At 61.8% G+C, this 13,832-nt stretch carries 11 protein-coding genes; 9 read left to right on the top strand and 2 right to left on the bottom strand.

Translation table 11 applies throughout. The features are described from left to right. The first annotated feature begins 3 nt into the window (after nucleotides 1–3). From murD to lpxC, 9 genes are all read left to right on the top strand, one after another. Nucleotides 4–1,350 (top strand): UDP-N-acetylmuramoyl-L-alanine--D-glutamate ligase, encoded by a 1,347-nt coding sequence (gene murD, locus M2497_RS05850; RefSeq protein WP_248486257.1) that lies wholly within the window; start codon nucleotides 4–6, stop codon nucleotides 1,348–1,350. Further along, nucleotides 1,347–2,564, top strand: a complete 1,218-nt coding sequence (gene ftsW, locus M2497_RS05855; protein ID WP_083360078.1) for a putative lipid II flippase FtsW — start codon at nucleotides 1,347–1,349, stop codon at nucleotides 2,562–2,564. Before murD ends, ftsW begins: the two co-directional genes overlap by 4 nt. Next, nucleotides 2,554–3,624, top strand: a complete 1,071-nt coding sequence (gene murG / locus M2497_RS05860; RefSeq protein WP_248486259.1) for an undecaprenyldiphospho-muramoylpentapeptide beta-N-acetylglucosaminyltransferase — start codon at nucleotides 2,554–2,556, stop codon at nucleotides 3,622–3,624. Before ftsW ends, murG begins: the two co-directional genes overlap by 11 nt. After that, nucleotides 3,617–5,062, top strand: a complete 1,446-nt coding sequence (gene murC / locus M2497_RS05865) for a UDP-N-acetylmuramate--L-alanine ligase (RefSeq protein WP_071491186.1) — start codon at nucleotides 3,617–3,619, stop codon at nucleotides 5,060–5,062. Before murG ends, murC begins: the two co-directional genes overlap by 8 nt. Beyond that, entirely contained in the window at nucleotides 5,059–6,015 is a 957-nt protein-coding gene (locus tag M2497_RS05870; protein ID WP_071491187.1) for a D-alanine--D-alanine ligase, read from the top strand. Before murC ends, M2497_RS05870 begins: the two co-directional genes overlap by 4 nt. A gap of 4 nt (nucleotides 6,016–6,019) precedes the next feature. Further along, nucleotides 6,020–6,889, top strand: a complete 870-nt coding sequence (locus M2497_RS05875; protein ID WP_058422950.1) for a cell division protein FtsQ/DivIB — start codon at nucleotides 6,020–6,022, stop codon at nucleotides 6,887–6,889. Between the two features lie 15 nt (nucleotides 6,890–6,904). Beyond that, entirely contained in the window at nucleotides 6,905–8,167 is a 1,263-nt protein-coding gene (gene ftsA, locus M2497_RS05880; protein ID WP_025855584.1) for a cell division protein FtsA, read from the top strand. Nucleotides 8,168–8,240: 73 nt separating this feature from the next. After that, nucleotides 8,241–9,446 carry a cell division protein FtsZ gene (gene ftsZ / locus M2497_RS05885; protein WP_248486261.1) on the top strand — a complete coding sequence of 402 codons (1,206 nt, stop codon included), beginning with the start codon at nucleotides 8,241–8,243 and terminating at the stop codon, nucleotides 9,444–9,446. A 112-nt stretch (nucleotides 9,447–9,558) separates the two neighbouring features. After that, complete coding sequence (gene lpxC, locus M2497_RS05890) at nucleotides 9,559–10,470, top strand: UDP-3-O-acyl-N-acetylglucosamine deacetylase (protein WP_003171886.1); 912 nt, start codon at nucleotides 9,559–9,561, stop codon at nucleotides 10,468–10,470. Nucleotides 10,471–10,665: 195 nt separating this feature from the next. Here the strand turns inward: lpxC and M2497_RS05895 are convergent, their stop codons facing one another. After that, nucleotides 10,666–12,159 (bottom strand): GGDEF domain-containing protein, encoded by a 1,494-nt coding sequence (locus tag M2497_RS05895; RefSeq protein WP_248486263.1) that lies wholly within the window; start codon nucleotides 12,157–12,159, stop codon nucleotides 10,666–10,668. A gap of 86 nt (nucleotides 12,160–12,245) precedes the next feature. After that, a complete protein-coding gene (locus M2497_RS05900) occupies nucleotides 12,246–13,568 on the bottom strand; it encodes an OprD family porin (protein WP_248486265.1) in 1,323 nt (440 codons plus the stop codon). Nucleotides 13,569–13,832 lie beyond the last annotated feature (264 nt).

The following is a 13,832-nucleotide window of genomic DNA, read 5'->3' on the forward strand; positions in this document are numbered from 1 at the left end:
CGAGTGTCCCTGATCGCTTCAGACCACTTCCGCATCGTTGTCGGCCTCGGCAAGAGCGGCATGTCCCTGGTTCGCTTCCTGGCGAACCGGGGCACGTCGTTTGCCGTGGCCGATACGCGGGAAAATCCACCGGAGCTGGTCACGCTGCGCCGTGACTACCCGCACGTGGAAGTGCGTTGTGGCGAGCTGGATGTCGAGTTTCTGTGCCGTGCCGACGAGCTCTACGTGAGCCCCGGCCTGGCCCTGGCGACTCCGGCCCTGCAAGCCGCCGCTGCGCGTGGCGTTAAGCTGTCCGGCGATATCGACCTGTTTGCGCGTAACGCGAAGGCGCCGATCGTGGCCATCAGCGGTTCCAACGCGAAAAGCACCGTGACCACCCTGGTCGGTGAGATGGCGGCTGCGGCCGGCAAACGCGTGGCCGTGGGCGGCAACCTCGGCACACCGGCGCTGGACCTGCTCAGCGATGACGTCGAGCTGTACGTCATGGAGTTGTCGAGCTTCCAACTGGAAACCACCCACGACCTCGGTGCCGAAGTGGCCACCGTGTTGAACGTGAGCGAGGACCACATGGATCGCTACAGCGGCCTGCCGGCGTATCACCTGGCCAAGCACCGGATCTTCCGTGGCGCACGGCAAGTCGTGGTCAACCGCCAGGATGCCCTGAGCCGTCCGCTGATGGGCGAGGGCCTGCCTTGCTGGACCTTCGGCCTCGGCAAACCCGATTTCAAAGCCTTCGGCATCCGCGAAGAGAACGGCGAGAAATACCTGGCCTTCGAATTCCAGAACCTGATGCCGGTGCGCGAGCTGAAAATTCGTGGCGCCCATAACCAGTCCAATGCCCTGGCGGCCTTGGCACTGGGGCATGCCGTCGGCCTGCCGTTTGACGCCATGCTCTCGGCGCTGCGCAGCTTTGGCGGTCTTGAACATCGCTGCCAGTGGGTGCGCGACCTTGATGGCGTCAGCTATTACAACGATTCCAAGGCCACCAACGTCGGTGCAGCCCTGGCAGCCATCGAAGGCCTTGGCGCCGATATCGACGGCAAGCTGGTGCTGATCGCCGGTGGCGACGGCAAGGGTGCCGACTTCAAGGACCTTAAAGGCCCGGTGGCTGAACATTGCCGCGCCGTGGTGCTGATGGGCCGTGATTCCGATCTGATTGCCGCCGCCCTCGGTGACGCTGTACCGCAAGTGCGCGCCACGTCCCTGGACGACGCCATCGCCCGTTGCAAGGCCCTGGCTCGGCCCGGCGATGCGGTGCTGCTGTCGCCAGCCTGCGCCAGTTTCGACATGTTCAAGAACTACGAAGAGCGCGGCCAGCTGTTCGCCCGCGCCGTGGAGGCCTTGGCATGAATTTCCGGAATATCATCAAGCCGTATCCGTCGCCGATCATCACCGGGCGCGGTATCGACCTCGATTTCCCGATGCTCGCCGGTTGCCTCGCCTTGTTGGGCCTGGGCCTGGTGATGATTACCTCGGCGTCGTCCGAAGTGGCTGCCGTGCAGTCGGGCAATACCCTGTACATGATGATCCGTCACCTGGTGTACCTGGTGATCGGCCTCGGCGCCTGCATCGTTACCATGATGATCCCCATCGCCACCTGGCAACGCCTGGGCTGGCTGATGCTGATCGGGGCGTTCGGCTTGCTGATCATGGTGATCCTGCCCGGCATCGGCCGCGAGGTGAACGGTTCGATGCGCTGGATCGGCTTTGGCGCGTTCAACGTGCAGCCGTCGGAAATCGCCAAGGTATTCGTGGTGATCTACCTGGCCGGCTACCTGGTACGCCGCCAGAAAGAAGTGCGCGAGAGCTGGATGGGTTTCTTCAAGCCGTTCATCGTGCTGCTGCCCATGGCTGGCCTGCTGCTGATGGAGCCCGACTTCGGTGCCACCGTCGTGATGATGGGCGCTGCTGCGGCGATGCTGTTCCTTGGCGGCGTGGGACTGTTCCGCTTCACCTTGATGGTGGTGCTGGCCGTGGCGGCAGTGACCGTCCTGGTGCAGGCACAACCCTACCGGATGGCGCGTCTGATCACCTTTACCGATCCCTGGGCCGACCAGTTCGGTTCCGGCTACCAGTTGACCCAGGCGCTGATCGCCTTTGGTCGCGGCGAGTGGCTGGGCGTGGGCCTGGGCAACAGTGTGCAGAAGCAGTTCTATCTGCCGGAAGCGCACACCGACTTCGTGTTCTCGGTACTGGCCGAAGAGCTCGGTGTGGTGGGTTCGCTATGCACCGTCGCGCTGTTCGTGTTCGTGTGTGTACGCGGCATGTACATCGGCCTGTGGGCCGAGAAGGCCAAACAGTATTTTGCCGCCTATGTGGCGTACGGCTTGTCGTTCCTGTGGATCGGCCAGTTCCTGATCAATATCGGTGTGAACGTCGGCCTGTTGCCGACCAAGGGCCTGACCTTGCCGTTTCTCAGTTACGGCGGCAGTTCGTTGGTGATCTGCTGCGCGTGCCTGGGCTTGTTGCTGCGCATCGAGTGGGAGAGTCGAACCCATTTGGGCAGCGAAGAGATGGAATTCAGCGAGAGCGATTTCGCCGAGGAGCCGACCCATGGGCGCTAACGTGCTGATCATGGCGGGCGGTACCGGGGGCCACGTGTTCCCGGCCCTGGCCTGCGCGCGCGAATTCCAGAACCGTGGCTACACCGTGCACTGGTTGGGTACGCCGCGCGGTATCGAAAACGAGCTGGTGCCGAACGCCGGTTTGCCGCTGCACCTGATCAACGTCACCGGTCTGCGCGGCAAGGGCAAGTTGTCCCTGCTCAAGGCGCCGTTCGTGTTGCTCAAGGCGGTGTGGCAGGCGCGCAAGATCATTCGTGAACTGAAGCCGGTGTGTGTGCTCGGTTTTGGTGGCTATGTGACCGGCCCGGGTGGCGTCGCCGCCAAGCTCGCCGGTGTGCCGGTGATCGTGCACGAACAGAATGCCGTCGCCGGCACCGCCAACCGCCTGCTGGTGCCTCTGGCGGCGCGGGTGTGCGAGGCCTTTCCGAAGACCTTTGGTGCATCGGACAAGCTGCGCACCACCGGTAACCCGGTGCGTACCGAACTGTTCATGGGCATCGCCCGTGAAGCATTGGCCGGGCGCAAGGCGCACCTGCTGGTCATGGGCGGCAGCCTGGGCTCCGAGCCTTTGAACAAACTGCTGCCGGAAGCCCTGGCACAACTGCCTGTGGAGCTGCGTCCAGAGATCTTCCACCAGGCCGGCAAAAACCACGGTGAAGTCACCGCCACGCGCTATCGCGAGGCCGGTGTGGAGGCGAACGTACAGCCCTTCATCAAAGACATGGCCCATGCCTATGGCTGGGCCGACCTGGTGGTCTGCCGCTCCGGTGCGCTGACCGTCAGTGAACTGGCCGCCGCCGGTCTGCCGTCCTTGCTGGTGCCTCTGCCCCATGCGATCGACGATCACCAGACCCGCAACGCTGAATATTTGGCCGGGGAGGGCGCTGCCTTCCTGCTGCCGCAAAGAACGACTGGCGCCGCCGACTTGGCCGCACGCCTGACCGAGGTATTGATGCAACCGGAACGACTCAACAGCATGGCGAGTACTGCAAGCCGCCTGGCCAAACCTGACGCAACCCGCACCGTGGTCGATATCTGCCTGGAGGTGGCCCATGGTTGAGAATCAGAAAGCCATGCCGCAACCAGAAATGCGCCGCATCCGTCGCATCCACTTCGTCGGTATCGGCGGCGTGGGCATGTGTGGCATTGCCGAAGTACTGCTGAACCTGGGCTACCAGGTGTCCGGCTCCGACTTGAAAGAGTCGCCGGTCACCGACCGCCTTAAGTCGTTCGGCGCGCAGATCTTTATCGGCCACCGTGCCGAGAACGCCGCCGAGGCCGATGTGCTGGTAGTGTCCAGCGCCGTGAACACCTCCAATCCGGAAGTGGCCACCGCCCTTGAGCGCCGCATTCCCGTGGTGCCTCGCGCCGAGATGCTGGCCGAGCTGATGCGCTATCGCCACGGCATCGCCGTCGCCGGTACCCACGGCAAAACCACCACCACCAGCCTGATCGCCTCGGTGTTCGCCGCCGGCGGCCTGGACCCGACGTTCGTCATCGGTGGCCGCCTGAATGCAGCTGGCACCAATGCCCAGCTCGGCACCAGCCGCTACCTGATCGCCGAAGCTGATGAAAGCGATGCGAGCTTCCTGCACCTGCAGCCGCTGGTGGCCGTGGTCACCAACATCGACGCCGACCACATGGCGACCTACGACGGTGACTTCAACAAGTTGAAGAAAACCTTCGTCGAATTCCTGCACAACCTGCCGTTCTACGGTTTGGCGGTGGTGTGCCTGGACGATCCGGTGGTGCGCGAAATCCTGCCGCTGGTCAAGCGTCCGACCGTTACCTACGGCTTCAGCGAAGACGCCGACGTGCGCGCCATCAATGTGCGCCAGGAAGGCATGCAAACCTTCTTCACCGTACTGCGTCCGGACCGTGAACCGTTGGATGTCTCGGTGAACATGCCGGGCAACCACAACGTACTCAATTCTTTGGCGACCATCTGCATCGCTACCGACGAGGGCGTCAGCGATGAAGCCATCGTCGAAGGCCTGTCGCGCTTTGCCGGCGTGGGCCGTCGCTTCCAGGTCTACGGCCAACTGCCGGTAGAGGGCGGCGACGTGATGCTGGTGGACGACTACGGGCACCACCCGACTGAAGTTGCCGCGGTGATCAAGGCCGTGCGTGGTGGTTGGCCGGAGCGCCGCCTGGTGATGGTGTACCAGCCGCACCGGTACAGCCGTACCCGCGACCTGTACGACGATTTCGTCAATGTACTGGCCGATGCCAACGTGCTGCTGTTGATGGAAGTCTACCCGGCCGGTGAGGAGCCTATCCCGGGGGCCGACAGCCGCAAGCTGTGCAACAGCATCCGTCAGCGCGGCCAGTTGGACCCGATCTACATCGAGCGTGGCGTGGACCTGGCGCCAATCGTCAAGCCGCTGCTGCGGGCCGGCGACATCCTGCTGTGCCAGGGCGCCGGTGACATTGGTGGCCTTGCGCCGAAATTGCTGGCGAGCCCGCTGTTTGCGGCAAAAAAGGGAGCGGCGAAATGATCACTGACTACGCCTCCCTGTTTTCCACGATCACGCCTGCCGACTTCGGTCGCGTAGCCGTATTGTTCGGCGGCAAGAGCGCCGAGCGCGAAGTCTCGCTCAAGTCCGGCAACGCCGTGCTCGAAGCACTGCAAAGTGCGGGCGTGAACGCGTTCGGCATCGACGTGGGTGATGACTTCCTCGCCCGCCTGCAGGCCGAGAAGATCGACCGCGCTTTCATCATCCTCCACGGCCGTGGCGGTGAAGACGGCAGCATGCAAGGGCTGCTGGAGTGTGCCGGCATTCCTTATACCGGCAGCGGCATCCTGGCTTCGGCGCTGGCAATGGACAAGTTGCGCACCAAGCAGGTGTGGCACAGCCTGGGCATTCCGACCCCGCGTCACAGCGTGCTGTGCAGCGAAGACGATTGTATTTCTGCAGCCAAGGAACTGGGCCTGCCTTTGATCGTCAAACCTGCCCATGAAGGCTCCAGTATCGGCATGGCCAAAGTGAACTCGGCCGCCGAATTGATCGACGCATGGAAAGCGGCAAGTACCTACGATTCGCAAGTGTTGGTGGAACAGTGGATCCAGGGTCCCGAGTACACCATCGCCACCCTGCGTGGCCAGGTATTGCCGCCTATCGCATTGGGCACGCCCCACACCTTTTACGACTACGACGCCAAGTACCTGGCTTCCGATACCCAGTACCGGATCCCGTGCGGCCTCGACGCAGCCAAGGAACAGGAATTGATGGACCTCACGGCGAAAGCCTGTGAGGCGCTGGGTATCGCCGGTTGGGCGCGGGCAGACGTGATGCAGGATGACCAAGGGAATTTCTGGTTCCTGGAAGTCAACACTGCACCGGGCATGACCGACCACAGCCTGGTACCTATGGCCGCTCGCGCTGCGGGCCTGGACTTCCAGCAACTGGTGCTGGCGATCCTGGCTGCAAGCATTGAGCCACGAGGCTAAGGACATGAAAGGCGCATCGCTTCGTCATCAGCCCCCACAAGCACCGAGCCGCAAGCCGGTGCCACGGGGTGCCAGCCGAATGGTGGCTAAAGAGCCGATGTCGGCGCGCCTGCCGAAAGCCAACTTTGGTTTCCTCAAGGCGTTGTACTGGCCGGTGTTGCTGGTGGTCTTGGGCTTCGGAACCTACGAGGGCGCGCAGCGTCTGTTGCCGTATGCCGACCGGCCGATCACCAAGATCAGCGTGCAGGGCGACTTGAGCTACATCAGCCAGCAAGCGGTACAGCAGCGAATCGGCCCGTACCTGGCGGCGAGCTTCTTTACCATCGACCTGGCCGGCATGCGCTCGGAGCTGGAACAGATGCCGTGGATCGCCCACGCCGAAGTCCGCCGCGTATGGCCGGACCAGGTGACGATCCGCCTGGAAGAGCAACTGCCCGTGGCCCGTTGGGGTGACGAAGCGCTGTTGAACAACCAGGGCCAGGCGTTCACCCCGCGTGAGCTGGCCAACTACGAGCACCTGCCGCAGCTCTTCGGGCCGCAGCGGGCGCAGCAGCAAGTGATGCAGCAGTACCAGGCCTTGAGCCAGATGCTGCGGCCACTGGGCTTCTCCATTGCACGCCTGGAACTGCGTGAACGGGGCAGCTGGTTTTTGACGACCGGGGCAGGCAGTTCCGGCCCGGGCATCCAGTTGTTGCTGGGACGCGACCGCTTGGTGGAAAAGATGCGCCGCTTCATTGCCATCTATGACAAGACCTTGAAAGAACAGATTACGAACATTGCGAGCGTCGACCTGCGTTACGCCAACGGCCTTGCCGTCGGCTGGCGTGAACCGGCTGCGCCCACGGCAGCGCAACCCGCTGTCGCGAAGAATTAAGAAGAGGCAGGACCCATGGCAAACGTGCAAAGCGGCAAAATGATCGTCGGTCTCGATATCGGCACCTCCAAGGTGGTGGCGCTGGTGGGCGAGGTCGGGGAAGACGGCACGATCGAAATCGTCGGTATTGGCACGCATCCGTCCCGGGGCCTGAAGAAGGGCGTGGTGGTGAACATCGAGTCCACCGTGCAATCGATCCAGCGCGCCATCGAAGAAGCGCAGCTGATGGCCGGTTGCCGGATCCACTCGGCGTTCGTCGGCGTGGCGGGTAACCATATCCGCAGCCTGAACTCCCACGGCATCGTGGCGATCCGCGACCGCGAAGTCAGCTCGGCCGACCTCGAGCGCGTGCTCGACGCTGCCCAGGCTGTGGCGATCCCGGCTGACCAGCGCGTGCTGCACACCCTGCCGCAGGACTACGTGATCGACAACCAGGAAGGCGTGCGCGAGCCCCTGGGCATGTCGGGCGTGCGCCTGGAAGCCAAGGTCCACGTGGTGACCTGCGCCGTCAACGCCGCACAGAACATTGAAAAATGCGTGCGCCGCTGCGGCCTGGAAATCGACGACATCATTCTCGAGCAGTTGGCCTCGGCCTACTCGGTACTGACCGACGACGAGAAAGAGCTGGGCGTGTGCCTGGTGGATATCGGCGGCGGCACCACCGACATCGCGATCTTCACCGAGGGTGCGATCCGTCACACCGCCGTGATCCCGATTGCCGGTGACCAGGTGACCAACGACATCGCCATGGCGTTGCGTACACCGACCCAGTACGCCGAAGAAATCAAGATCCGCTACGCCTGCGCCCTGGCCAAGCTGGCCGGTGCCGGCGAGACCATCAAGGTGCCGAGCGTGGGCGATCGTCCACCGCGCGAACTGTCGCGCCAGGCCCTGGCCGAAGTGGTCGAGCCACGCTACGACGAGCTGTTCACCCTGATCCAGGCTGAACTGCGCCGCAGCGGCTACGAAGATTTGATCCCGGCCGGCATCGTGCTGACCGGTGGTACCTCGAAAATGGAAGGCGCGGTCGAGCTGGCCGAGGAGATCTTCCACATGCCGGTCCGCCTGGGCGTGCCCCATGGCGTGAAGGGGCTGGGCGACGTGGTACGCAACCCGATTTATTCCACCGGCGTGGGCTTGCTGTTGTACGGGCTGCAAAAGCAGACCGACGGCATTTCCCTGTCGGGCCCGAGTAACCGTGACAGCTACCGCAGCGACGACGAGGCCAAGGCGCCGTTGTTCGAGCGGTTGCAGGCATGGGTCAAGGGCAACTTCTAACGATTTACCGCGACACCGCAACACCGTTGTAAGCAGTAGGCGAAAAAACTAGAGAAATGAAAGGAGAGGGAACATGTTCGAACTCGTAGACAACATCCCCGCAAGCCCGGTCATCAAAGTGATCGGTGTCGGCGGTGGCGGCGGCAACGCTGTCAACCATATGGTCAAGAGCAACATTGAAGGCGTTGAATTCATTTGCGCCAACACTGATGCCCAGGCGCTGAAAAGCATCGGCGCGCGGACCATCCTGCAATTGGGCACTGCGGTGACCAAGGGCCTCGGCGCTGGCGCCAACCCGGAAGTCGGCCGTCAAGCCGCGCTGGAAGACCGCGAGCGTATCGCTGAAGTGCTGCAAGGCACCAACATGGTGTTCATCACCACCGGCATGGGCGGCGGTACCGGTACCGGTGCTGCGCCGATCATTGCCGAAGTGGCCAAGGAAATGGGCATTCTGACGGTCGCTGTGGTGACCCGTCCGTTCCCGTTCGAAGGTCGCAAGCGCATGCAGATCGCCGACGAAGGCATCCGTCTGCTGTCTGAAAGCGTCGACTCGTTGATCACCATCCCCAACGAGAAGCTGCTGACCATCCTGGGCAAGGACGCAAGCCTGCTGTCCGCTTTCGCCAAGGCTGACGATGTACTGGCCGGTGCCGTTCGCGGTATCTCCGACATCATCAAGCGCCCAGGCATGATCAACGTCGACTTTGCCGACGTCCGTACCGTGATGAGCGAAATGGGCATGGCGATGATGGGCACTGGCTGCGCCAGCGGTCCGAACCGTGCACGTGAAGCCACTGAAGCGGCCATCCGCAACCCGTTGCTGGAAGACGTGAACCTGCAAGGCGCACGCGGCATCCTGGTGAACATCACCGCCGGTCCTGACCTGTCCCTGGGTGAGTACTCCGACGTGGGTAGCATCATCGAAGCCTTCGCTTCCGAGCACGCCATGGTCAAGGTCGGTACCGTTATCGATCCGGACATGCGCGACGAGCTGCACGTGACCGTGGTTGCGACCGGCCTGGGCGCGAAAATCGAGAAGCCTGTGAAGGTCATCGACAACACCCTGCACAACAGCCAAACCAGCCACGCCAGCCAAGCGGCTGCCGCTCCAGCGCCTTCGCGCCAGGAACTGCCGTCGGTGAACTACCGTGATCTGGACCGTCCGACCGTGATGCGCAACCAGGCTCAGGCCGGTGCTGCGGCGTCCCGTAGCCCGAATCCGCAAGATGACCTGGACTACCTGGACATCCCGGCATTCCTGCGTCGTCAGGCCGATTAATGGAATGTATCAGGGCTATGAAGGTGATTGGTGTTCAGCAAAGGTCTGGTCTGCTATTATCGCCAGCCTTTGTTGATACCAGTTCGCAATTTGCGCTGAAGCGGTCCAAGCCATGATTAAACAACGCACCCTGAAGAATATTATTCGTGCCACAGGTGTAGGTCTGCACTCCGGGGAGAAGGTATACCTGACCCTCAAGCCTGCACCTGTCGACACCGGCATCGTGTTTGTGCGTGCCGACCTGGACCCTGTGGTGCAGATTCCTGCTCGCGCGGAAAACGTTGGCGAAACCACCATGTCGACCACATTGGTCAACGGTGACGTCAAAGTGGACACGGTGGAGCACTTGCTCTCGGCCATGGCTGGCCTGGGCATCGATAACGCCTACGTCGAGCTCTCCGCGTCCGAAGTCCCGATCATGGATGGCAGCGCTGGACCCTTCGTATTCTTGATTCAATCTGCCGGCCTGGAAGAACAGGACGCAGCTAAGAAGTTCATTCGCATTCTGCGGGAAGTGACAGTAGAAGACGGCGACAAGCGCGCCACCTTCGTCCCGTTCGAAGGCTTTAAAGTGAGCTTTGAGATCGATTTCGATCACCCGGTATTCCGTGACCGCACCCAAAGTGCAAGCGTGGATTTTTCCAGTACTTCGTTCGTAAAAGAAGTCAGCCGCGCCCGTACCTTTGGTTTCATGAGTGACATCGAGTACCTGCGCAAGCACAACCTCGCACTCGGCGGTAGCGTTGAAAACGCCATTGTGGTCGACGCGGATGGTGTACTGAACGAAGACGGCCTTCGCTACGAAGACGAATTCGTGAAGCACAAGATCCTCGATGCAATCGGTGACCTCTACCTGCTGGGCAATAGCCTGATAGGTGAGTTCAAAGGCTTCAAGTCGGGCCACGCCCTTAACAACCAGCTGCTGCGCAAGTTGATTGAGCAGACAGACGCTTGGGAAGTCGTGACCTTCGAAGATGCCAGCACCGCACCGATCTCTTACATGCGTCCCGTTGCGGCGGTGTAAGTAACAACTCTCTTTCTTTAGTTTTGAAAGGCTGCCTTCGGGTGGCCTTTTTTTATGCGCACTTTTTCTGACTCTGCCTCGGTTCAGGGGTGGGAGGGGGCTTGCCCCCGATTGCAGCGGGTCAGGCCAGGCATTTGTCACTGATGCACCGCCATCGGGGGCAAGCCCCCTCCCACATTAGGTCGGGTTTATTATTTAGAGGGTTGCGGAATCGACAATGCGGTTTCTGCCGCTGTGCTTGGCCTCATACAGCGCTTGGTCCGCACTCAGCAGCAACGCCTCCAGCGACTGGCGACTGCGCTTGTCCCACGTACTCATGCCAATACTCACCGTAATCGGCTGCTCATCACCCTCCACTCGCGGCAAGTGCTCGACACCGCTGCGGATATGCTCGGCGATCACCGAGGCACCCTTGGCGTCGGTCACCGGCAGCACCACCGCAAACTCTTCACCGCCATAGCGTGCCGCCAAGTCGGCCGGGCGGCGGATGTTGGTACCGATCACTTGGGCCACGTTACGTAGTGCCTCATCGCCGCCATGATGACCATGACGATCGTTGAACGCCTTGAAGTGGTCCACATCGATCATCAGCACCGTGAGCGGCTCGGTCGAGCGTTGGGCGCGGTCCCACTCCAGGCGCAGGCGTTCGTCCAGCACGCGGCGGTTGGCCAGGCCCGTCAACGCATCGGTGGCTGCCAGTTCTGACAGTACCCGTTCAGCGCGCCGCCGCCGTCGCAGTTCCCGGCGTAGCATCCAGGTCAGCCACAACAAACCGGCACAGAGCACTCCTGTGGCACTACTGGTCAGCAGTGCCACGCGACTCCAGGGCGCGAATACGTCCTCGCTGGACAGCGCCACGACCACGATCAGAGGCAGTTCACCGACATTGGTAAAGGTATACAGGCGCTCATTGCCACTGATGGCAGAGATCGCCTGAAAGCTGCCGCTTCCGTCACGCAGTATTCGCTTGAAGTTGGGCCGGTCACTGAGGTCCTTGTCGATCATGTCGCGTTCGAGCAGCGGCTGCTGGGCCAGGAGAATGCCATTCCTGCTCAGCAGGTTGACGCTGCTGCCGTTGCCGATGGTCAGGGTGTTGAAGAGCTGATCGAAATACGCCAGGCGCATGGTCGCAACCGCCACGCCGGCAAACTCTCCCTTGGGGCCCGACACACGTCGACTGAATGCCATGCGCCAGACCTGGTCGCAGTCGCAACGGACCTTGAACGGCCGACTGATAAACAAGCCGGCGTTGGCGTCCTTGGCATGCACCTGGAAATAATCGCGGCTGGCAAAATTACGCGGCGTGGGCCGCAGCGTGGAGGAGTCGGCGATAACCGTACCGGTGGTGTCCAGCAGCAGGACCTCGCCTTTGAAAGGCGCCGCCGTGGACAAATCAAACTGCACCAGGTGCTGGATATTGGCGGCAACCTGGGACAGGTCTTCGCGTTGCGTGGCCGCAATCAGACCGTTGAGCGCCATGTCATACAGTTCGACGTTACGCAGCACGTCGGCATTGATCAATTGGGCGATGTTGGTGGTAGACCGCTTGGCCGCTTCGAGCGTGCTGGCGTGTTCGCGCATCAACAGCACCGCGACAATGATCACAATCAGGGCGACGCTGAGCCCGCTGCCCAGGATCAGTAACAACTCAGGGTGTGCGGGTGAGGTACGAACAGGGCGTGGACTCATCGGGCAGACTTCAGCGGTGAGGATGCTGGCAGTTTAGTTCTACCCGATGAAAATTAAATACTTGGTTAAAAAGAAAAAATCACCCCTCAGAACACGTTGATCGGATAGTCGACGATCACGCGGTACTCGTCCACATCCCGATCCACCGCCGCGTAGCCATTGCCACCGCGGTTGGTCGCCCATTGCAGGCGCACCGCCAGGTCCTTGGCCTTGCCGCCCTGCACCACGTATTTCACGTCGATGTCGCGTTCCCAGTGCTTGGCGTCCTTGCCATCGGCTCTGTACCAGGCGCTGTAGCCACGGCTTTGCGGGTCGACCTTGGTCAGGTCGGTCTTGCCGCTGATGTAGGACACCGCCGAGGTCAGGCCGGGCAGGCCGAGGCCGGCAAAGTCGTAGGCGTACTTGAGCTTCCACGAGCGTTCGTTGGGGCCGTTGAAGTCGGAGTACTGCTGGGAGTTGTCCAGGTAGACGCTGTCACCTTGGGCGATGTAGTCGAACGGCGTGTTGCCGTTGACCCGCTGGTAGGTGGCGGTGACGCTGTGGTTGCCCACGCCCACGGTGAAATGCAGGCTGTAGGTGTTGTTGTCGATGCTGCCGAGCAGCGACTGGCCGGTGTCCTGGGTGTGGTAGTAGTGCAGGCCTGGGTTGAGGCTGACCAGGTCATTCAGCGCGTAGGTGTAGTCCAGGTCGTAGTAGTACTGGTTCCACACGTCCTTGAGTTCCGACGCGTAGAGGTTGCTGGTCAGCCCGTCGATGCCGCTGAACGATACGCCGGCCCAGTTCATGTGCTGGCTGTCCGCCGTGTTGGGCAGCGCGCCGTAGCTGGTGCCGATGCGGCGATGGCCGCTCTGGTTGTAGAGCTTGGTGAAACTGGCCTGGCCGCCTTCGAACATCCAGCCGTCGAGACTGTGGTTGGTCACGCTCACGCCACGGAAGGTCTGCGGCAGCATGCGTGTCGCGCCGCCAGCGATCACCGGGTTATTGAGGAACAGGTCGCCGGCCTTCAGCTCGGTATCGAATGCGCGCATTTTCAAGGTGCCGCCTGCCGTGGAGAACGAGCCGGGTGCCTTGCCGTTGCCACCGCCATACGGAAGGATGCTGGAACCATCGGTGCCGCCACCGCCGTCGAGCTTGAGGCCGAGCATGGCATGGGCATCCAGGCCGAAGCCGACGGTGCCTTGGGTGTAGCCGGATTCGAAGATGCCGATGAAACCCTGGCCCCACTCCTTGCTGTCATCGGTGTGGATGTCGCGCCGGTCGCGGTTCATGTAGTAGTTGCGGGTGTTGATGTTGAGGTGGGCGCCTTCGACGAAACCGTCGGCGGGGGTGGTGTCTGCCGCGTGGGCAAGGGAGGTAATCGTTGCGGCTACTGCGAGGAATAACGGGGTGAACGTCAGCGAGTTCTTCACCGGTGGAGCTCCTTTGGTCAATCGGAAACAGCCAGTGTCGTTGGGGGTGCCTGGCCTTTTTTGACGGCAAAAAAAAGCCGCTGAAGGTCAGCGGCTTTAAGACAGATTCCCAGTGTAGAGCCCTGGAAATAAGTCGAGGGAAATTCGGGTAAGCGGGAAAGCTGTCTTTGCCGTCGCGCTCATCGATGCGTCAAATTAACGCAGGCGAGCGGTGCGGTACAGAGTGTAACAAGATAATGACTGTTGCCCAAATCGCAACAGTCA

It is taken from the genome of Pseudomonas sp. CYM-20-01 (assembly GCF_023169845.1).
Taxonomy (GTDB): Bacteria; Pseudomonadota; Gammaproteobacteria; order Pseudomonadales; family Pseudomonadaceae; genus Aquipseudomonas; species Aquipseudomonas azotoformans.